General features: G+C 56.9%; 16 protein-coding genes. 15 read left to right on the plus strand and 1 reads right to left on the minus strand.

Annotated features, from left to right (window positions below):
• Positions 1-54: 54 nt before the first annotated feature.
• From CKW29_RS11015 to CKW29_RS11075, 12 genes are all read left to right on the plus strand, one after another.
• Positions 55-1,266, plus strand: a complete 1,212-nt coding sequence (locus tag CKW29_RS11015; RefSeq protein WP_095148457.1) for an integrase arm-type DNA-binding domain-containing protein — start codon at positions 55-57, stop codon at positions 1,264-1,266.
• Positions 1,267-1,434: 168 nt separating this feature from the next.
• Positions 1,435-2,403, plus strand: a complete 969-nt coding sequence (locus CKW29_RS11020) for a hypothetical protein (RefSeq protein WP_095148458.1) — start codon at positions 1,435-1,437, stop codon at positions 2,401-2,403.
• A 117-nt stretch (positions 2,404-2,520) separates the two neighbouring features.
• On the plus strand, positions 2,521-2,772 hold the full coding sequence (locus CKW29_RS11025) for an AlpA family transcriptional regulator (protein ID WP_095148459.1): 252 nt from the start codon (positions 2,521-2,523) through the stop codon (positions 2,770-2,772).
• On the plus strand, positions 2,773-3,066 hold the full coding sequence (locus CKW29_RS11030) for a helix-turn-helix domain-containing protein (RefSeq protein ID WP_095148460.1): 294 nt from the start codon (positions 2,773-2,775) through the stop codon (positions 3,064-3,066).
• Positions 3,063-3,539 (plus strand): Rha family transcriptional regulator, encoded by a 477-nt coding sequence (locus CKW29_RS11035; protein ID WP_095148461.1) that lies wholly within the window; start codon positions 3,063-3,065, stop codon positions 3,537-3,539. Before CKW29_RS11030 ends, CKW29_RS11035 begins: the two co-directional genes overlap by 4 nt.
• Before the next feature lie 302 nt (positions 3,540-3,841).
• A complete protein-coding gene (locus tag CKW29_RS25780; protein ID WP_177452427.1) occupies positions 3,842-4,048 on the plus strand; it encodes a hypothetical protein in 207 nt (68 codons plus the stop codon).
• Positions 4,048-4,356: a hypothetical protein gene (locus tag CKW29_RS11045; RefSeq protein WP_095148462.1), complete on the plus strand. Its 309-nt coding sequence runs from the start codon at positions 4,048-4,050 to the stop codon at positions 4,354-4,356. Before CKW29_RS25780 ends, CKW29_RS11045 begins: the two co-directional genes overlap by 1 nt.
• Positions 4,357-4,362: 6 nt before the next feature.
• Positions 4,363-5,322, plus strand: coding sequence for a toprim domain-containing protein (locus CKW29_RS11050; RefSeq protein ID WP_095148530.1), 960 nt, complete (start codon positions 4,363-4,365; stop codon positions 5,320-5,322).
• A complete protein-coding gene (locus tag CKW29_RS11055) occupies positions 5,309-7,114 on the plus strand; it encodes a DUF927 domain-containing protein (RefSeq protein ID WP_095148463.1) in 1,806 nt (601 codons plus the stop codon). The genes CKW29_RS11050 and CKW29_RS11055 overlap by 14 nt, the downstream gene beginning before the upstream one ends.
• A 277-nt stretch (positions 7,115-7,391) precedes the next feature.
• Positions 7,392-8,258, plus strand: a complete 867-nt coding sequence (locus CKW29_RS11065) for a hypothetical protein (protein WP_095148465.1) — start codon at positions 7,392-7,394, stop codon at positions 8,256-8,258.
• Positions 8,255-8,617, plus strand: a complete 363-nt coding sequence (locus tag CKW29_RS11070) for a hypothetical protein (protein WP_095148466.1) — start codon at positions 8,255-8,257, stop codon at positions 8,615-8,617. The genes CKW29_RS11065 and CKW29_RS11070 overlap by 4 nt, the downstream gene beginning before the upstream one ends.
• Positions 8,618-8,960: 343 nt before the next feature.
• Positions 8,961-9,458, plus strand: coding sequence for a hypothetical protein (locus CKW29_RS11075; protein ID WP_095148467.1), 498 nt, complete (start codon positions 8,961-8,963; stop codon positions 9,456-9,458).
• A gap of 169 nt (positions 9,459-9,627) precedes the next feature.
• Here the strand turns inward: CKW29_RS11075 and CKW29_RS11080 are convergent, their stop codons facing one another.
• Positions 9,628-9,912, minus strand: coding sequence for a DUF3892 domain-containing protein (locus tag CKW29_RS11080; RefSeq protein ID WP_095148468.1), 285 nt, complete (start codon positions 9,910-9,912; stop codon positions 9,628-9,630).
• A 924-nt stretch (positions 9,913-10,836) separates the two neighbouring features.
• On the opposite strand from CKW29_RS11080, the gene CKW29_RS11085 reads away from it, so the two are divergent.
• From CKW29_RS11085 to CKW29_RS11095, 3 genes are all read left to right on the plus strand, one after another.
• Positions 10,837-11,271 (plus strand): hypothetical protein, encoded by a 435-nt coding sequence (locus tag CKW29_RS11085; protein WP_095148531.1) that lies wholly within the window; start codon positions 10,837-10,839, stop codon positions 11,269-11,271.
• Between the two features lie 426 nt (positions 11,272-11,697).
• Positions 11,698-14,031 (plus strand): YecA family protein, encoded by a 2,334-nt coding sequence (locus CKW29_RS26030; RefSeq protein WP_095148469.1) that lies wholly within the window; start codon positions 11,698-11,700, stop codon positions 14,029-14,031.
• Between the two features lie 694 nt (positions 14,032-14,725).
• Positions 14,726-18,538 (plus strand): hypothetical protein, encoded by a 3,813-nt coding sequence (locus tag CKW29_RS11095; protein WP_095148470.1) that lies wholly within the window; start codon positions 14,726-14,728, stop codon positions 18,536-18,538.
• The last annotated feature ends 1,746 nt before the right edge of the window (positions 18,539-20,284 follow it).

Consider the following 20,284-nt stretch of genomic DNA (forward strand, 5'->3'; position numbering starts at 1 on the left):
TACTCACATCTTGCCCGCAATATGCCCACTTGGCGCGGCCTACAAGGAGACTGCGTGCCACTCTCAGATACCACCATCCGCACTGCAAAACCGAAGGACAAGCTTTACCGGCTGACCGACGCCAATGGCCTGTGCCTGGAAGTCACCCCATCCGGCTCAAAGCTTTGGCGGTATCGATATCGCTTCAACGGCAACGCGAAGATGCTGGCGCTTGGCACATACCCGGCTATCACTCTGCTGAAAGCTCGCCAGAAGCGCGACGAAGCACGCACTCTGCTGACTGAGGGCAGAGACCCTGCCGAATACAAGAAAGCCGCCAAACAGGCTCAGAAGGTGGAAGGGCTGACTTTTGAGTCGCTGGCACGGGAGTGGTTTGCCTACAACGCACCCCGTTGGGCAGAGAGCACCACTTACAAGGCCAAGCTTTACCTTGAGAATGACGTGATTCCCGGTATCGGCTCTCGCCCGCTGAAAGGCATCACCCGCCCAGATCTGGTGGAACTGGTACGCAAGGTCGAGGCGAGGGGGACACTGAACGCCGCCGGCAAGATCCGTCAATGGCTGCACCAAATATTCCGTTATGGTTTGGCCAAGGGGGCGCTGGACGTAAACCCGGCCACAGATCTAAACGTAGTGGCCGCGCCGACGAAAGCGCCCCGCCATCATCCACACGTTCCTCTATCCGAACTACCCGAGCTGCTGGCCAAGTGCGACAGCGCCAACATCAACATCCTGACTCGTTGCGCCATTCGCCTACTGGTGCTGACCGCCGTTCGACCTGGTGAGCTGCGAACCGCGCCGTGGGCAGAGTTCGACCTGGACGCCGCGACCTGGACAATCCCCAAGGAACGGATGAAGGCCCGTCGTCCGCACGCGGTACCGCTACCAAGTCAGGCTGTCGAGATCCTACGCCAGCTCCAGCCGATTACTGGTAAGTACCCGCTGGTGTTTGCCGGTCAACAAAACCCCGACCGCCCGATGAGCGAGAACACCATCAACAAAGCGTTACGCCTGATGGGTTATGAGAACCGCCAGACCGGCCACGGTTTTCGCCATCTGCTATCCACCGAGCTGAACGGGCGCGGATACAACAAGGACTGGATCGAGCGCCAACTTGCTCACGGTGACTCTGACGGCATCCGCGACACGTACAACCATGCTAACTACCTGGAGCAGCGCCGCGGGATGATGCAAGCCTGGGCTGACTCGATAGATGCATTGTGCACTGACGCTAATGTGGTGAGCATCAAACAACGAGCACGATGATTCCCACAAACACCCACACGCAACCGTCAATGGCCGTTATACTACGGCGATAACTGTGTTTTTATACAGTTATTGAGTTTCGGCCAACCTTGCCTGACTGGGTAGAAAGCGAATATCCGATTCGCCCAGAAGGCATATCCATCCATAACGGTAGCCTGGGGCAAGCGAATGCCTTCACCTGAACAGTACGTATCGCTTGAAGGCGCGATAGCCTTACTCAAGCGCGAATCTCCGGAAGTGTTAGAGGCCATTGCCAAGGCCATTAACTCATTTGATCCATGCACAGAGTTCAACCAGGGCATCGTTACCGGTATTAAGCACGGGAAAAGCATTTCAGGCTTCGCCATCACATACGGACAACTTGGCGCTTACCTGGACATTGCCGTGCGTAAGTACGCTTCGGTGATCATCGAGGTCGAGTCAGGCGTTCTTGCATCTGAGCATGTAAAGGTTAATCGGGAATGGCTACTTGACCAGCGCGCACAAGCCGCTCGCCAACCCGAAGTCATGCGAGAGATCGAACTTCGGTCTTTCGCCTCCAAAGGCGGAACAGTAACTCCAATATTGCCACCGCTTGAGAATCAAACTCCGGAGGTTGCTCGCGCCGAACTGCGCAAGCTAAATGTTCGCTTAGCGCGAAACCTGATGATTGGGCCAGACGATCAACGAGATGCTGAGATAGAGCGCCTGCAAGGACTTCTGGCTGTTGCTGTAGCGGAAAAAATGGCGGCGACTGACGAGAGTGTCACGCTATCCAGAATGGTTAAAACCCTTACGCTGGAGAACGATCAGCTGAGAAAGGCGCGCGCTGACAAAGCCTCTCCCGCCACCTCTCAGCAACCCGCAATACAGCAGGCTGAACGTCTGCGTCTTTCGAATGTGGAGATCCGAAACCAAGCTAAAGGTACAACAAGAAAAGTCGTAAGCGATTTGGCTAAGGCGATGTGGGCACATCCCGACTTTGTCAACTATCGAACAATGGAAATGACAACACTAGTAAGGCGTTTAACAGAAGTAGAGCACGGGAAAAGCCTACCTGACACCGACACCGTTCTTGCGCGATGGCTGACAGCTGATGCCGCGCCACCCTCGGCAAAGAGAAAAGGGCGACCATCAAAGAACAACCTAAAAAAATAAATCATACCCCCGGCCGGATATTCAATTATTCGGCTCCCGTCTAGCGATTTTAAGTGCTGCTTTACGCTGCCAGCATTGTCTCCATCGTTTCCCACAACGCCCCAGGAGGCACGGACGATGGCACGCAACATTACCGTTACAAATCAAGCCGTACTTATCCCCAGCGCTAAGCCAACGATCCGCTTCATCAAAGTTTCCGAAGTTAAAACCGTGACGGGCATTAGTCAGAGCGAGATCTATCGCCGAATGGCAGCAGGAACTTTCCCCAAACAAGTCACCCTCGGCCCCAAGTGTGTCGTTTGGATTGAGGCCGAGGTTCTGGCCTGGTGTGATGAGCGCATCGCCGAAAGCCGTGGTGAGGCCGCCTAAATGTCCGATACAGAAAAGTCCAACCAGAACAACGCACAGCTCATTGATAACAACGGCTCGGCTCAGCGGCGCTGGTTGCTCGACTGGATGCGCAACAGTGGCCCAATCGACACCCTCACTGCCCGCCGCGACCTCAACATTCTGATGCCTGCCGCACGCATCAAGGAGCTGAAAAACCAAGGTTACACATTCCACACCCAGCGCATCACGATCACTGACGAGTATGGTCGCGTTCACGGCAATATCGCGCTGTACGCCCTTATCGGCGAGCCACCGCAGAAGGTGGCAGCATGAGCGCAATTACCCTGATCCAATCTCAAGGCGAGGCTCGTGCCGACAGTCGTGTGCTTGCCGAGCGGCTGGGCAATCAACACAAGAACACGATGGAGCTGATCGAGCGCTATGCCAGCAAGGTCCTGCAATTTGGGGATCTTCCGTTTCAAACGGAGGCAGTGAAAAAGCCGGGCGCTCGCGGTGCAAAGCATCAGCGGTACGCCCTGCTCAACGAGGATCAGGCGTACTTTCTGCTCGCCTTGTCACGTAACACCGAGCGTGTTGTGGAACTGAAGTCGAGCCTGGTCATGGCGTTTCGCGAAGCACGCTACGGCACGGCCTGCCAGGCGCTGGAGGCTCGCAAACAGGAAGCAAGCCAGAGCGGTCGCCGGTTGGCTCACTGGCGCTATGAAAAGCCAGGGGCCTATCAGCATGTTGCCCACTTGCGGGAACAACTGCAGCTCACCCTCGGCCCGGAGGATGTGCGCCCATGAGTACCGCTCAATCATTTCTTCCACTTGCCATGCAATCCCGTAAGCGTTATGGTTTGTCAGTCGCTGCAAATTCAGCGATCGGGTTTGGCGACCCGAGTACATACAGGCGCACACCAAGCGCCCCCATCTTGAATGTCGGTGCTTTTTTTGTGTCCGCATTCCAGCTTTATGGTGGCTGTGCGTGGGAGACCTTCGGGTCTGCCGGGGTCCTGTATGCCCGGTTCGCCAACCTGCGCACAGCTGCCACCCAATTTCGTTTGGCGACGATCAGTGGCAGCTCCTCACTTACAGGAGCTACACCCATGCAGCATATCCACGCCCTCAGTCCGTCCAGCAACAGCCTGGCTATCGCCATCATCGGCGCCGAACTGATCGCCTATCGCGTCAACCGCTTGCCTGAGCAACGTGCCCACCTTCTTGGCCTGGTGCAGATGGCCAATACCCTTGGCGTCCTGACCAGTACCGACCGCGCTGCACTCGCCACTTCGCTGACCGTCGAGGGGGCTTAATGAACACCCTCAACTGCACGCCTGATAACTCGATTGTCGACCTGAACAGCGATCAACGCCGCACGCTGATCGACCTCATTGAAGTCGAGCGCAATCACGCCTCCCACTGGTGGACGATGCTCAACGAAATGCGCTGCCGTGGTGAGCTGCCTCATTGGGTGAAAGAACAAGCCGTCGGGTCTGCCCCAGATCATGACCGTTGGTTAACTGATTGCTCCTACACCAACAAGGCGTTGTTCGGGCGTGCCTATGTGCGCGGTGAAGCAAGCCAGCAGATGTTTCGCTGCAACCCTGATCTGAGGGCCTAACTCATGATGAATTTTCAACACTGCCAACTGGCGGTGGCGCCCTCGGCTTGCCTGGAAAAAGTCACCGGGCCGTCTTATGTCAGCCATCAACAGGCCGCGCCGATCCTGTTCCGTGAAGCGCTTCAGGCGCTCTATGGGCCTCTCGACTGGCTGCCCGTGGATGACGGTCTGATTCATCGCTTCCACGTTCCCGGCGACAAGCCCGGCAGCCACAACGGCTGGTACATCCTGTTCGTCGATGGCATCGCTTCGGGCGCGTTTGGCAGTTGGAAAACGGGCGGCACCAGCACCTGGTGCAGCCGTGAACCTGCCGATCTGCGCGAAGCCGAGCAGGTGCGCCAGCGCATCGAGCAGGCCAAGCGCCAGCGCGAAGCCGAGCAACAACAGCGTCAGCTCAAGGCCGCGACCCGTGCTCAGCGCTGGTGGCGCGATGCCCGCCGTGCTGATCCAGCTCACCCGTACCTCATCGCCAAGGGCGTCAGTCCGTATGGCCTGCGCCAGTGTGGTGATGCATTGCTGGTGCCGCTGTATGTGGCGGGCGATTTGGTCAACCTGCAACGCATTGCCAGCGACGGCAGCAAGCGCTTTCTGGCGGGTGGCCGGGTCAAGGGAAGCTATTCGCCCCTGGGCGTCATCGTGCCGGGTCAACCGCTGTGCATCTGTGAGGGTTGGGCCACGGGCGCCACGCTGCACCAACACGGCTACGCCGTCGCCTGCGCCATGAACAGCGGGAACCTCAAGGCCGTGGCACTGGCGCTACGCGCCCGATACCCAGACCTGAACATCATCATCGCCGGCGACGACGACCGGCTCACCGACGGTAATCCGGGACGCACGGCCGCCAATGCCGTCGCCGCGCTCGTGGGTGGCCAAGTGGCGTTCCCACAGTGGCCGGAAGGCGCCCCCGCAGACCTCACCGACTTCAACGACCTCGCCAACTGGAAACTCGCCAATGCCCCAGCCTGACAGCAACGTCATCAGCCTTCGGCCAGATGCGCCGACCATTGCGCCTGAGCGCCCCTGCTGGGCGGTGTACGAGCATTGGGTGACTAATGAGAAGGGTCGCAAGCTGCGCCCGGGTGTATACCGCCACGGGTTCAAGCGAGCAGCCGGCCAAGATGAGGACGACGCCGACAACGACACCAACGACCGCCCGATCATCGATGAATGGATCGCCAGCCCGGTGACCGTGACAGCCCGGACCACCAATAGCGATGACGGCAGCGAGGGGCGTTTGCTGCGCCTGTTCACCGACAGCGGTATCAAGGAATGGATCATTCCCATGGAGGTGTTCGGCGGCAGTGGCGAGGATGCCCGTCGCCAGCTGTTCGGCATGGGCGTCATCATCGCGCTGAAGAAACGGGCCGCCTTTATGGAGTACCTGCTGGACCAGCGCCCCGATGAGGTGTTCGCCACCACGGGCCGTCCGGGTTGGCATGAGTCAGGCGCCTTTGTCTTGCCTGGCCGCACCCTCGGCAGCGACCAGGTGCGTTATCAGGCCAGCGGCAAAGGCCAGAACCTGTTCAGCGTGCGTGGCGAGCTGGCGCTTTGGCAAACCGAAGTCGCCGCCAAGTGCGCGGGCAACCCGGTGCTGACCCTGGCTATCGGCTGCGCGCTGGCTGGGCCATTGCTGAGTTTGGTTGGCGTGCTGGGCGGTGGCGTGCACCTGGTGGGCGACAGTTCCAGCGGCAAGTCGTTGGCGCAGTTGATTGGCTCGTCGGTGTGGGGTGACCCCGGCGTGTTCGCCGCCAGCTGGGACATGACCAAGGGTGGCTTGGAGATCGAGGCTGCCGGACGCAATGACACCCTGTTGCCACTGGACGAAATCAAGCGCGCCGATCCGAAGCGTGTCCAGGAGATGGCCTACTCGCTGGCCAACGGCCAAGGCAAGGGCACCATGACCCGCGAGCGCGAAGGTCGGGCCAAACTAAGCTGGCGCCTGCTCACCCTGTCTAGCGGCGAACGCTCCTTGTCCGAACACGCCGCCATTTCCGGCAATGCCGCCCACGCGGGGGCCGAGCTGCGCATGGTCGACGTGAATGCCGGTACGCGCACACACCGGGCCTTTGATGAGCTGCACGGCCTGGAGGGGGCCGACTTCCACCGCCTGCTCACCGTGGCCGTGAGTGCCCACCATGGCCACCTGGGGTCCGCCTTTGTCGAGCAGTTGCTCGCCAGCGACGACCGCGTCGGCCTACTGGAAGACTTCGCCAACGTGCGCGCCAAGTTCGTTGAGGACAACGCGCAAGCCGGCCGAGTGGCCGACCGCTTCGCTGTGATTGCCCTGGCCGGGGAAATGGCGATCGCCTATGGCCTGCTGCCCTGGGCACCGGGTAACGCCCTGACCGACTGCCAGTTGCTGTATGGCGAGTGGCTGGCCCGGGTCGGCGGCGGCAATGCCGAAGACCGGCAGATCCTCGCCGGCATCCTCGACTTTATCGACAAGCACGGCAGCAGTCGCTTCTCCGATGTGGATGACCACACACCAGACACCAAGGTGTTCAACCGGGCCGGGTACTGGGAGTTATCCATGGGAAAACGCCTGTACCTGTTTAACAAGTCGGCACTGGTCGAGGCAGCCAACGGCTACGGCTTAAGTCGTGTGGTCAAGGCGCTGGACGGCGCGGGTGCGTTCGCCAAGCGCGACACCGATAGAGAGAGCCGCAAGACCAAGAAATATCGCCTGCCCGGTGGTGGGTCTGCACGCCTGTATGTCGTCGATACCGAAGCCATGGACATGGAGGCCGCCAGCGTATGACCAGCCAACACCAATCGCCAACTTCACAGGAACCTAGTTTTGTGGGGAACGCGGGGAACAGTGGGAACAGCCAATGTTTCCGGGGCTTTAGGCCGTTCCCCCTTATAGAGATGTTGGGGAACAGGGGGAACACACACCTGTTTTTCAATAAACGACCCTGCCTTGGCCTTGTCTGGCTGCCGTTGTCGCGGGACCTGGTTCAGTGGGAGGTGCTCGGCACATAGGGCGTGGCCAGCCGTCGATCCACCTCACCTCATTATTATTTGGAGAACCACCCATGATTGAAAACACTCAAGCCACAAAGCCGGACAACGCCAAATTGCTGAAGGAACTGGAGAGCCGCAAAGTGAAGATGGAGCGTGAGCGGAAAGTGCTCAAGGCGCAGATCGAGCCGTTGCGGGAGACACTCGATAACATCCCGTTGCGCTATGAAGACTGCACTTACGACCAGTGGCAGAAACGGACTCAGTTACAGAATGAAGTCTTCCCCCTGGAACAAACCGTCTCGAGTCTCGGCACACAACTGGTGTACCTGGATAAAGAAATCCATCGCCTGTCCACGCTGCTCAATGCCGACAAGCAAATTGCGGCTGGCGGCAAACGGGACCAGGAACTGACGGCAGAGATTGCCCGACTCCGGGAGGGGGCAGAGCGTGTGCAGAGTTCCATCACTGACATTGAAGCCAAGCACGAAAACGCCGCAAAAAGTGCTGACGCGGCGCTGCAACTGGCTGTGCAGGCACGTGCCCGAGCAACGGCCACGGGTAATGCTCAAGGCAATAGCGCTGCGGAGAAAGCGACTCAGGAAGCGACAGCAGACCGCCAGCGTGCACATCAGGCCAAGGAGAATGATGAGCCCCTGCTGAACGCCTTGCGAGCCGAAGCCGAAGCGATCAACGCGCAGATTGCGAGTGCGCAGGAGGAGCAAGGCATCGCCCGGGAAAAAGTCCTGACGTCGCAGATCGCGAAGCTGGAGGATGCCTGGGATCAACAGACGCTGGCACTGGTCACCATTGGCCGCCAACTGGTGAACCTCGGCGGTGGCGATGCGTTACGCGCTCTGAAAATCCCCAACATGGCCGACCGTTGGATCTCAATTCATTATGGCAGCCTGCTCGATGATTCGCGGGTGCTGCACGGATGAAGCCGGCCGTAGAGAAGGTGAGTCCGTACCGGACGTGGGTCGCCAATGCCGTCGAACGACCGTTGTGCCGCAATTTTGAAACCGTGGGCAAGAAGGTCGTGTTCTGGTCAGCGGTCTGCTGGGAGGCGGTTAAGTCAGGCGGTGAGCGGAGTATTGTTCGTCCGTTTTCCACCGAGAAAAAGGCGCAATGGGCGGCGCAGGTGCTGACCACGCATTACCCTGGCCGAGTGTATGCACTGCTACGCCAGATCAGCGAGAAGGATGTCGAGGCTGCTCAGATGGAGGTTTTCGAGCGCTCGGTGATGGATGATGTGGTGACCTTGGAACTGGCCGCCAAGTACGCGACAGCGCCGGATTAATCCCCCCTGGCTTTGAGGTGACCGTAGGCCGCTGGGCTCACCCCTGGCGGCCTTTTTCATATGCACAAACTAACAATACCTGCGTATCACTCAGTTGGCTTTCATCGGCGGTGTAAATCTGATGATGCTCTTCCGCTGAATCGGCCACCTGTTCAAATTGAAGCACACTTGACCATGCGCTTGCATAGACCTGACCAAGCCTTTGCAGTGGGCATGAGCGACCCGACATCAAAACTGAGAGGCGCGTAACGACCCAAAGCTGCCCCTCACACAGGGCTGCTATTGACGAAGCCGGACCCCTAGCTCAACCATTAGGCCCTATTCGATCGTAGGCACCCCCTAAATGACTGAACACTCGCTGCACTCTTCATATCGTGAAAAGCTAATCGAGCATTTGCTCATTGGTGAGTTATTGAAATTTTCATGGAAAACCAAAAATTTGAGTCTCGAAATATCTAAACCCGAGGTCGACAGATCTGGCTACGATATTATTGCCGAAGCAAATGGCATTATTAGACACATTCAACTCAAAGCCACATTTATAGGGTCGACTACGGCAACACATAAAATCCATATTTCGCTGGCAAAGAAACCATCTGGCTGCGTAGTTTTAGTTTACTTCAATAAAGAAACACTTGATCTCGGGCCATACTATTATTTTGGCGCTAGCCCAGGCCAGCCACTAGCTAGTCTAGAAAATCTAAAAACCGCCAAGCATACAAAAGGTGATGCTACCGGGTTAAAGTCAGAAAGGCCAAATATCCGCATGTTGAACAAAGGTAGTTTTGTTGAGTTGAAAACTATACATGAGTTATACAGCCAACTATTCGGAAGCGCATGATTGTGGTTAAAGCCATTCGCTTCGCCTCCTTAAGAGGGCGAAGCCGTCCCTTTAGGTTAACGTTCGTCAGCGACTGCAATTGGCCGATTCCCGCCTGTCATGGCGGGTTGATCGGCCAAAAGCTGTCACTCAGACATGTCTATAAAATTAGTGGGTATTCAGTGCTTAATCAGATAGGGCACTGATTGAGCGACAACAAGTTATTATTCCATTGCCCATCTGCATATGTACGCAAATAAGGCGCACGACCAGATTCGCGTACAACTCCAATATTTGCACGGGCACCACTTGCCGGATCGATCACATAAAAAGTATTCGTTCCAGCATCAATGCTGGCAATCACTTGCTCGCGAGTCCAACGCCATTGATTTGTTGGGTTGCCAAGATGAGTGATGTGTTCATGGGAGCTGTTTACATTCGGTTTAGTAATGCACGTTACTTGAGCGTCGGCCATTTTGATTTCCTTTTCACGGTTAAAATTTACTAAGCAATCTGACTACACTAATTCTTGTACTGGCTTAATGATGCCCTGGTCAATACTCCTTTAGTTTTTCGGGACCTATAAGGCATTTCTTGACCTCCAACACCTGCTCCCTCATCGCTGCAGCGATGTACACCAGCATGCCCATCACGCTGAATCGCCCTTAGTTTTGGTAGGCACACGGAATGACAGCCGATTTCTGCCTGTCACCACCTGCGGCTTTGGGGGGTGGTTTCAGACGGTAAAGGTTTTGCCCTGATTCACAGGTTGAAGGGGGGTAGAAGCAAAAATTCTGGTAATGCGCTGGAGGCCACGCCCCATAACGGCTGTAAGACACTTCACGAATCAACCATAGTCGAGGATTAAAAATGGCAGCTGAGACCATTTTTAGCATCCAGGCGAAGCTTACCCACGATGCAGACAGCAGGGCTTTGCAGTCACGGCTCAGGTTGACCGGTGTTAGATCCGGAGATTCTGGTAGTCCTCTGGAGGCCTTACAGAACAAGGCCTGCACAGCATTTCAAGAAACAACCATAAGAGAGGATTTAAAAGCGACTATCGCTGAGTGTCAGGTTTCATCGACAGACCTAGCTTCTGCTGGACGCGACCAAAAACCACATCATGACCGACGGCAATCGGCCAGTTTCAGCCGTTCGACACTTTCGCCTAGATCGTTGACAATCAGAAGATAAACCTGCGAGCTCCTGCGCAGACTGCAGGTCTCTCCGTTATGCCCCCCCAAAAATTATGAAAATCTCAGGAGCCGGTTTGTTAGCGAATGACCTTGTGCTAGCGGGTTACCCGCCCCTCCTCAGCCATATCCTCAATGGCAAAGAATACGGGCCACTCCTGAAGGGGCCGAACGTCGATAGGCATAGGGAAGAATGGGGCACGCTCATGAGGGAGCTGACCGCGTGTGCTCCCAGGGACGGTGCCATTGCCGATCGCTTTCACACCAATTGGCATGTCTCCCACCATTACATCCGAGAGCTTGTCGACGACGACGAGTTGTTGATGGACATGCTCTGGACGTGGTTGCCTCGTTATAAGGGGCCCGACCTGCTGCTCTATCGTGGAGAAAATATCGATCGACTCGAACGCGGAAGGATTGGAACCGCATGGAGCGATAAAGAGCAGATAGCCCAAATGTTCGCTAGAGGGTTGAACTCTATGGGTAAAGGCGGAGTGATCATGGAAACCACTGCGCCAGCGGACGCAATAATCGCCGGGCCGTCAGCTCATAGCATCCATTTGGGTGAGCACGAGTTCACCGTCGACTGGCGCAGATTGAGCACTATAAGTCGTAAACGCAACTTTTCTCCGTGCCTGTGACAGTCGGTGTCGACCGCTGGCGAGCACGGAAAATAGATTGGTGCGGCGCTTCTCAGTCATCTGATCAGAACGGCCGCTATCGGATAATTTCAACGGCTCTTTCGGGTCGTTTGTGGTCCCTCGTGAGCTATTGCTTTTGGTGTAGATGATGCAAAACAGCAAAGACAGCCATCCGCCCTCACACGACATGCCGGACGTTCAGAAAAAATCACTCTCCGCCTTCGAGGCTACCGTCAAGCTAGTGGCTGTACCTGCTTGTCGGTGATTGCTCGTCTGTGAACTTTCCAGCCAAATATCCTCTTTTAGCCGCGGACGTTTGAGCTAGGGTATAGAACTGCTCACTTAATTTTTTATTAATTACTTGCAGTACGCCTGGAATCGACTCCGTATGGTTCGAGGCTTCAGCAACCTCAGGCATAAATAGTTATGGACGAGAAAAAAAGGAAAGAGGCTGCTGCTTCCTTGTTAAAGGACATGGAAGCCACCGCCGCCCGCATGCGCGAGTTGATTGTCGTCATGCCTCCACATGATCTGCTCGGATACATCTACGCCCAACACATGATGAAAGTGATGGCAGACCAAAGCGTCACTCAGGTACCGCACGAAGCGGACGGTCCGGATGATCTGATCAACGAAAATCAGTTCCTGCTGGAGTACGTGCATGCGGTTCTCGCATCAGACGTCGCCCCTGCGGACGTAACTTTCGACGAAGCCCAGTGCGCCGAACTGCTTAAACTCAGCCACAAATTACGAGAGCAGGCCATGTTTTTTGCCATGGTCACGTCGTCGGATACCAAAGACGGCATCTTTGGTCCCGATACTGCCGACATTGAATTTCGCGTAAAATTCACTTGGGTCATGCTACGCGGGAACCGCTACCAAGTCTTGGAAGGCGAGTTCTACCGCTACGTTCTGGCGCCTCACGATGATGTCCTGAAAGAAGTGTACGGTGTTAGTGCCGCCGATATCGCGGAAGGCTTCCAGGCCATGGCCAACGCCACGCGTTCAGGGCATGCCAACGCAATCACGGTGATGGTGAAGCAGTTTGAGGCGGCCCAGGACTTCGCTTTGGCGCAAGGTAAGCCTCTGGAGCAGGTCATGGAGGCGTGGGTTGCGGGCAATGTGGAACAAACGAAAGTCGCAGGGCAGGCGGTGGAAGACATGTTTCGGGGCGGCATAGCCAACGTGAGCCTTCACACGAAGCTGCCGTCGACGCTGCTGGCGGACCTAGCGTACCGGCGCGGCGAAGAAACCGAGTTCTTCGCCGCGGGTGATTACGCGGGGACACCCTACCGGACACTGCCTGCCCGAAAGAAACCACTAATCCAGCTAGGGTCAGACTACTACGCCGTCGACCCATGCTTCGCCCGCGATGCTGGGTATCGTGCGCTTCTCTACAACCTTCTTCTGCGAAAGTCGGACTACAAGAAGACCTTTGAAAATCGGCAGAAGACGATGAGCGAAGCTGCCTTCGCCGACATCCTGGCCGCCCAACTTCCCGGCGCGGCGATTTTCCAGGAGGTCTACTACAAAGACCCTGCCAGCAAGAAATGGTCCGAAAACGACACCCTCATCCTGGTCGATGACGTGCTGTTCCTAGTTGAAGCCAAAGCCGGCGCGGCCGCGACCATCGCATCGCCTGCGCTTGATTTCGACCGTCACGCCCAGTCCGTGCAGGACTTGGTACTCAAGGCTTACAAGCAATGTGAGCGCTTCTTCAACTATCTTAATTCTGCGGATGAAGTGCCGCTCTACCACCTCGCGAACGGCAAATACGAAGAGTGTGGCCGTATCCGCCGCTCCAACTACCGCGTGATGGTGCCGATTGGGCTGACGGTCGAGTCGTTCTCTCCTTTCTCGGCGTACTGCAAGGAACTGCCGCAGATCGAGCCGCTACTTGGAAAGCATGCCTTCGTTTCGCTGTCCATCGACGACCTGTTCGTGCTCAAGCGCTTCCTACCCACGCCCGGCGAGTTCGCCCACTACATGGAGGTGCGGCAGGCCGTGGCGGGGAAACGCCATGCTCATCTTTTCGATGAGTTCGACCACCTGGGCGCGTACCTAAAGAAGAACCGTTTCGATCAGGACATTGCCGACCAACTGAAGCGGGGAAAGGTGAACATGCTCATCTGGCATGGCATGAGTGACATTGTCGACAAGAGCTTCGAGAGTGAAGACTGGGAAAGCAGGCCGTTTCCGACGCAGGAGTTCCCGGAGGAGGTGCGGAAGCTGCTTGAAGCGCTTGACGCCAGCCGAACACGCGGATGGCTTTCAGCGGAGAGCCATATCCGTGATCTAGGAGGGGAAAACCGGAATAATCTGGCCAAGATGCTGTTCGACCTTCGCCAAACTCTGAACCAGCATCCCGCTCGTTACTTTCTAGTGTCCGAAGGTAGCGAACCGATATTCGTTTGGCTTCAACTACACGACCACCAAATTAACTGGACCAAGGTAAATGACAAGGCCAGCGCAGCAGCGTTGACCGTCAAGGCCTCTAACATCATCGGCATCGTGGCAGAGGTTAGTACCGATGGAACCTACCACCGGGTGCAATCTTTCAAGGTCCATATACCGACAGAGCGAACGGAAGAAAACGCCCATATTTATGAAGACGCCGAGCGAATGGCTCAATCCATGCGGACGGTAAACCTCAAACAGCCGAAAAACGACATCCCTCCCTTGAGAATCAAAAAAACGGCGCGGAATGATCAGTGCCCATGCGGTAGTGGTGCAAAATTTAAAAAGTGTCACGGCCGTTAAAAGCACTCCGGTGCCCTTTATGTCAGCTTTCGACGGCTAATTGACGTTCGAACTTTAGAGGGGGCGGAAGACAGGTTTGGGTCGTTTGTGGCCCCTCGTGAGCTACTGTTTTTCGCTGTAGATGATGTACAACAGCAAAGACAGCCTCGAACGCCATCCGCCCTCACGCGACATGCCAGACATTCAGAAAAAATCAATGGGTCCTCCCGAGGGAGTGGGCCTAGGGGTAATTCGGGCCCAGCGTCTTCGGTATATATGACCTTTTTTCGGTGGTTGGTTGTTGTTTAGTCGATCACCGCAAGCCCCGCACCCTATGGGTTTTGCGGCCCTGTTAACCACAACGACTCAGGCCAACCATGTTGATGGGTGAGTGGCCTTGGTTGGTGTATCGCCGATTGACTGCCCACGATGACGAAAACAACCATTCAGGGGAGGGCCAGACTGATCGATTTCCGTTTGGGTCGTTAGATACGGGGTCAATTTGGTCACGGCTCGTGTAGACGGGAGTTAGATTCGGAGATTCTGGTAATCCTCTGAAAGCCTTATAGATCAGGGCCTGCAAGGTCTTTCAGAAAACAACCATAGGCGAGGATTTGAAAATATCTAAGGTACACAGCGGTATCCGGGATAATCCCAGGACCACGGTTTTCACCGCGATCTCATCCGACCAGATAGGGACACAAGGAGAAGTCAATTGAGTAAAAAGAAGCGCAAGAAGCCGTTTGGCGCGCCGGCCAAAAAGCCGCACCTACCGGTCGAGACGCAGCGGGCTATGGACGGACGACGGGAAATGTTTGAACAGGCCTTCCAGCTATCCTGTGGCCGGGTGCGCGAGGTCCTCACGCGGTTCCATCCGGGTGACGTGCTCACGGCCGTCAATATCTCGGACCTTTGGCAGCCGAATCGCGCTAGCCAGGTCAAGCACCAACTTGCCTTCGCCCTGCTGGTGTCCACGCCGGCCGACAGTTTCTCACCTGCCCGCATGGCCACCTACGAGGACTTCTCGGGGTTCTGCATCGCGTTGATTGAGGCTTTGCCGGACTTTCCCATGCTGGAGGACTATGTACCGGAGTCGGATTGGGGTGAGGTGAAGGTCCTCCTCGGGCAGGAGCCGGTTGCCATCTTGCACGGCGGCCCTGTGCAGCGCATCGTCGACCATGTTGAAGCATTCCAAATCTGCCATGGGAATGACCCCCAGGCCGTGGCCGATCTGGAGGGCGCAATCCGACTGCAGGGCGAGCTCCTTTGGGCGGTACCATGGAATGATGGTGATCAATCGGACGAATTGATTCCCGGATACGTCGAGTTGCCGCCGGCGTCTTTTTGGGAAGTCATCATGCCGGCCTTGACGCAACTGTCGGCGGCCAAGCAGCTTCGGGCTCAGTACGTCGTGGAGCTGGGACAACCTACCTCTTGGAAGGACGCGAACGGCTTCGGCGACGCAGTGATGACCGGCGCGGTGCTGCCATGGTTGGCTGTACGGATAGACGGATCGCTCCGGGCAGTTTCCCTGCGCAATGCGATAACGGTCGTGATCGAAACCTGGGCCAAGGCTGCGCAGGATGCTCCGGACCAAGTCGCGGCGCGATTGGGTACCTACCTGGCGAAGCGGATCGAGGGCAACTCATGCCTAACTGGTCCGCTGCAGTTGCGGTCGCGCTCCGAGCGAGTGCCGCTTGCTATTGCGGCCGTCCTTGTCGACGGTCCGCACTACTTTCTGGTGGTACCCGTGCCACCCGGCCAATTGGCCTACGCCGGCAAGACGGTGACCGCTATGCGCCGTGTCATGCGAGGCGGGGACTGGGGCCTCCAGGTCGTCGGGACCTCTGACGGTTTCCAGCTTTGTGATGCGCAAGGCGCGGTGCCTAGCCCCGCGACCGTGAAAATCATACTGGTGAACACACTGGTTTCCACCGGGCTTTCGATAATCAAGCCGCCAAGTGCCGACGCGCGCCTAATGAGCCTAGTGGATGCGTGCACGATTTTTGATTCGATTGAGTCGGTGGATGAACTGGCGCGGTTCTGGAACTACGTCGACGGTCTGGGAGAGTTTGGTGGCAGTCCGTTCAGCGACCTGAGTGATCTGTTCGGGTCGTTTCGTGACGTCCATGCTCAAATCGTTGAAGGCGCACTGGTCCCGAATTTTCTGGGTTTGGACCCCCATTGGGGCGCGTCCTGGCGTTACGAACAGCTCAAGGCATTTTGGAAGCAGGCGCCACTCGTCTTCCCGGACGAGGACAGTGCTTGGGAGACACATGAGCGCGAGGGCGTGAGTGCACTGACATGGGTCACTGCCAAGAATGCCCCCAAACTCGCATGGTCGTCGACGATCGGGACAACCACCCTGAACTTTATCCTCGATGTCGACGCCGTCGGTCTGGGATCGCAGGATGGCTCGCTGCTTGAGCTTTTTGTGCATTGCGCCGCTGACAGCATCGCCGAGCGGGCGTCGATTATCGCGCCGTTCCTGCAGCTTCCCTTACGGCGGGTCAATCTGCATTGCTTCAGTGCGAACCACCTGCTGGCATCCGCTGGGGATGAAGAAACTCAGCGGGCGATGGCCATGCCCCTCATCACGGAATGGGAGAAAACGCCGCGCTCAGATGCGTACAGCTACCAAGCCCGACTCACGGTCAATCTGGCGAAACTGGTGCAAGACCTGGAAGATGCTGAAGATGCACGTTTCGAGGTCGCCTGTGCAGAGGCGGTCGTCGAGCGCCTATTCGCGGTACTGGGCAGCCCGATGCCGACCTTGCTACGCGAATCCTTGGCGGACACAGCCGCCCGCCCGCCGCGCTTCACCCTCAACCACATGCAGCGTATGGTGGACGTGCCGGACTTCACCCGGCCGCAAATACCTAGGCTCGAGGACTACAAAGTAGCCCGACGTGACTTGGCCATCCTGCTGAAAGCTCAAGGAGTGGACCCGGGAACGTACATGCTTGAGGCCGCCAAGGCGCTGATCAACCCGGCCCGCGTGGCTTACCGGGACGCGGTACACCAGCGCATTCGCGCGCTGGATCGTGAAAGCCTGCTGCGGTATTGCATCGAGCAGTACGACGCCTTGATCGCTTCCTACGACCGGGACGAGTTACGGGTCAAGCAGAGTCTTCGCCACGAGGTCGACTACGACCGGGAGCAGTCTCTGGCCGAAACCCACAAAAAGTTTGTCCGCGAGAGCAGGAACTACCGGTACCTGCTGGAGAGCGCGCTGGTTTTGACCTCTCCCGAGGCTTCGCCTGTACGTGCTGAGACGGTCCTTTCTATCCTGGCCATGGTCGACTGGCTCTTTGTTCTGTACGGTGCCAGCGATGTGTTGCATAACGGTATTGACGTGGGCGGCCTGCGACTGGACGACCAGTACGTTCCGGAAGTCTTCTACTCGGAGACGCGTGACGCGCAAGAAGAAGTGTTTGGGCGGGAGATGGCAGCCCTGCGGTTGGGCCTCAACGTTGCGGAGGAAGACAAGGTCACGACGTCGCTGTCGATGCAGGCATATATGGAGGTGCTGGACGCTGCCTTCGCGAAAGATCTTCGATTCACCTACTCACATTTGCTGCAAGTACTCTCCACACTCATCCAGTGGGTGTCAGTCGGTGGCGCGCAGGAACTGGCTTGCGGCTACATCAGCGGCAGGCAATCCGTGGCCGAGCGGGCAGTGGCCGCCCATCCCAGCCTGCCGCTGGACGCCGCATTGGCGGTCATCGAGTTCCTCCTGCTTGCGCCAGACCAGGCCTGGCGCCTGATCGGCAAGGATGTCATTGAAGACGATGTTCCGGTTTGGGAGCACTCCAAACGCGGCAGTCGTCACACCATCCGGCCCCTGATCGAGCTACCTGATGGTCGGGTGCTATGGGGCGCGGCGGCGGTGGAGCGGACGAAACGCATCTGGATGGGATCAATCTCGGCTGGCTATCTGCCGGCGGACTACCCCTGGCCGGCGGTGCGTGCGGCTGTCGGCCAACTCAAGAAAGAACTGGAAGATGGCCTGGAGGACCGCGCGCACGAAGTCTGTGTCCGCGCTATGCCTTACGCTATCAAAGGCATCGACTTCAAGCACCGGTTTCCGAAGCAGCAATTTCCGGACGTGGGTGATTTCGACGTACTGGCGTACCGACCGGAGAAGAACCAGTGGTTGACCGCTGAGTGTAAGTACAACCAACCGGCCTTCTGCCTGAAGGATACACGCCGACTGCGGGATCGGATTTTCGGGCGAGGCGGTGAGCTCGGCCAAATAGGAAAAATCGAACGTCGTCGCGACTTCTTAGCCCAGAATGCAGACATGCTGCGGACCTTGCTGGGATGGCCAGCGCCCGCGGATAAACCGTTCTCGCTGACGGAACTCTATGTGTCGAAGGATATGCACTTTTGGTTGAGGTTTCCGCCGTATGAGGTACCCACGCGTTTTGTGCAGGTAGACACCCTAGACGCTTGGCTGCGATCTAACGCCGCACCGCGTGGCATCGTCGATGCAGAACCCGCGGAAATCGGGACCAGCCCTGCATGACAAACCGTTGACGGTCCGACTGATGGCTACGCTGGGTATATGGTCGCACTTGGTTGCCCACACCAAGCAGCGACCAGCCCTCTCTAAAATACGCCGGGGACCCTGGCAGTTTGGTCGAGGGACGGGTGCGAAGACTCGCGTGATCGCATTAGCGACAGTGTCTGAAAGTTAGTTGACAGGTTGACGAGAAAACCCTGCATTTCGAGCTCCTAGGTGCGTGCAACGCGAAGCCGATTTCCGTTCAACCCCCGCCAATGCTAGGTGCGGCGTGCGTCTCGGCGTCGTCTGTTAACCCTGAGCAGTCGCTCAAAATGCCTGTCAACCTTGTCAAGTAAGTTGACAAGGTTGACAGCTGACGAGGACGAAACTGGGGGATTACTCGTTACCAGCGGGCAATCCGCCCTGATGAACACAATTGTCTTGGCTCGTCTGAATGGTCGATAAAGCGTGAGTCTAGGATGTTGACGATTGTGACGGCGGCTTCAAATAGTTCATTGGCTATCTGCGCATAGCCGCCAGTGCTTTCCGGTGATAGCTCGCGCTCACTCCCGCGTTTTAAACGCGGAGGTGATCTGTCATTTCACCTCGACCAATTACAACGGGAATATACGGGTGTGTCGTTCCTCAAAACGACTCCCCCTAACGCGGAGACTGCGCCGTGTTTTGGTCTTGCTGATGAGCTGCCTTCTCAGCCGATCTTTCCGCCGTTCTGACTGTTCCCCCCCCAAAACACTGGGGTACAAATTCCCCCGCTCAAACCCCCGGAAACATTGGCTGTTCCCACTGTTCCCCCGTTCCCCCGTTTTTTGAAATCAGTCACACATTGGATGACTAACAATCGCGACAGGGCGGAAGTCTCATTCCCACAAGCCGTGCGCCTGTCCCATCACATTGCGATAAGGGTGTCATTCCTCAAAACGACACCTACCCCCCCATTGCGTCAGTCGGGGATCGGCAGAGCAAAAAACAGTATTCTCTCGATCGCCTGCATGCATAATCAAAACGGAGTGACATTTTAAAAAGGGAGTAGATTTGTGAGTAGATTCATACAGCACAACTAAGCAAACCCTTTAAAGTCACGCCCTTCAGAACCATTGTTCGATTCCTGTCTCGGCACCATTAATTAATTTCAGGTGGTGTTAAACCACCCGAAATCCCACAAAAAGCCCGCCTGGTGCGGGCTTTTTGTTGTCTATGGTTTCCCAGGCTTTCCTTGCCAGCCCAAGGTTTTGGGGGCTGACCATTGCCCACGTTTAAACCGTCCGGCTCAAAGTGAGGCTCCGCCACTTCGCCTTGACCCACTACAAGTGGTACGCCCCCAGAGGGGGCATGCCTCAAAACGACACCCCCTGCCACTATGTCTGTCGAGGGGTAATCGCGGTTCTGCTGGATGGGTACGAAAGGAATCTCGATCTGATCGCGACCAGACTGAGATCAACGGGCGCAAAGGTAATCTTCCAGGGCGTTACCATGGTTCCTGATCAGGAGCAGTCGTTGCAACGGTCACTCATGGTGCGTTTTTGCAAACGACTCATTCGCTTATATGTCAGGTCAACCCATGGTCATGGCGTGGAATTGTTGCCATGCACGCATACTGCTTGAAGTCAGTGGGGGGGGGGCTCATCTCGGGAGGGTTTCAGCGGACGGTGGTACAGGCAATCCGAGGCCCGACGTCAGTCAGGCCTGGTCTGGGCCGTTGGATACTACGGTGTTCGGCTCCAGATCAATCACGCTAAGCTCGTGCGC

This window comes from Pseudomonas sp. Irchel s3a18 (assembly GCF_900187535.1).
In the GTDB taxonomy this organism is placed as follows: domain Bacteria; phylum Pseudomonadota; class Gammaproteobacteria; order Pseudomonadales; family Pseudomonadaceae; genus Aquipseudomonas.

Excerpts from the sequence above, each read along its gene's own strand:
- CKW29_RS11020 (WP_095148458.1), top strand. The coding sequence starts at position 1,435 with ATGCCTTCACCTGAACAGTACGTATCGCTTGAAGGCGCGATAGCCTTA.
- CKW29_RS11025 (WP_095148459.1), top strand. The coding sequence starts at position 2,521 with ATGGCACGCAACATTACCGTTACAAATCAAGCCGTACTTATCCCCAGC.
- CKW29_RS11030 (WP_095148460.1), top strand. The coding sequence starts at position 2,773 with ATGTCCGATACAGAAAAGTCCAACCAGAACAACGCACAGCTCATTGAT.
- CKW29_RS11035 (WP_095148461.1), top strand. The coding sequence starts at position 3,063 with ATGAGCGCAATTACCCTGATCCAATCTCAAGGCGAGGCTCGTGCCGAC.
- CKW29_RS25780 (WP_177452427.1), top strand. The coding sequence starts at position 3,842 with ATGCAGCATATCCACGCCCTCAGTCCGTCCAGCAACAGCCTGGCTATC.
- CKW29_RS11045 (WP_095148462.1), top strand. The coding sequence starts at position 4,048 with ATGAACACCCTCAACTGCACGCCTGATAACTCGATTGTCGACCTGAAC.
- CKW29_RS11050 (WP_095148530.1), top strand. The coding sequence starts at position 4,363 with ATGAATTTTCAACACTGCCAACTGGCGGTGGCGCCCTCGGCTTGCCTG.
- CKW29_RS11055 (WP_095148463.1), top strand. The coding sequence starts at position 5,309 with ATGCCCCAGCCTGACAGCAACGTCATCAGCCTTCGGCCAGATGCGCCG.
- CKW29_RS11065 (WP_095148465.1), top strand. The coding sequence starts at position 7,392 with ATGATTGAAAACACTCAAGCCACAAAGCCGGACAACGCCAAATTGCTG.
- CKW29_RS11070 (WP_095148466.1), top strand. The coding sequence starts at position 8,255 with ATGAAGCCGGCCGTAGAGAAGGTGAGTCCGTACCGGACGTGGGTCGCC.
- CKW29_RS11075 (WP_095148467.1), top strand. The coding sequence starts at position 8,961 with ATGACTGAACACTCGCTGCACTCTTCATATCGTGAAAAGCTAATCGAG.
- CKW29_RS11080 (WP_095148468.1), bottom strand. The coding sequence starts at position 9,912 with ATGGCCGACGCTCAAGTAACGTGCATTACTAAACCGAATGTAAACAGC.
- CKW29_RS11085 (WP_095148531.1), top strand. The coding sequence starts at position 10,837 with ATGAGGGAGCTGACCGCGTGTGCTCCCAGGGACGGTGCCATTGCCGAT.
- CKW29_RS26030 (WP_095148469.1), top strand. The coding sequence starts at position 11,698 with ATGGACGAGAAAAAAAGGAAAGAGGCTGCTGCTTCCTTGTTAAAGGAC.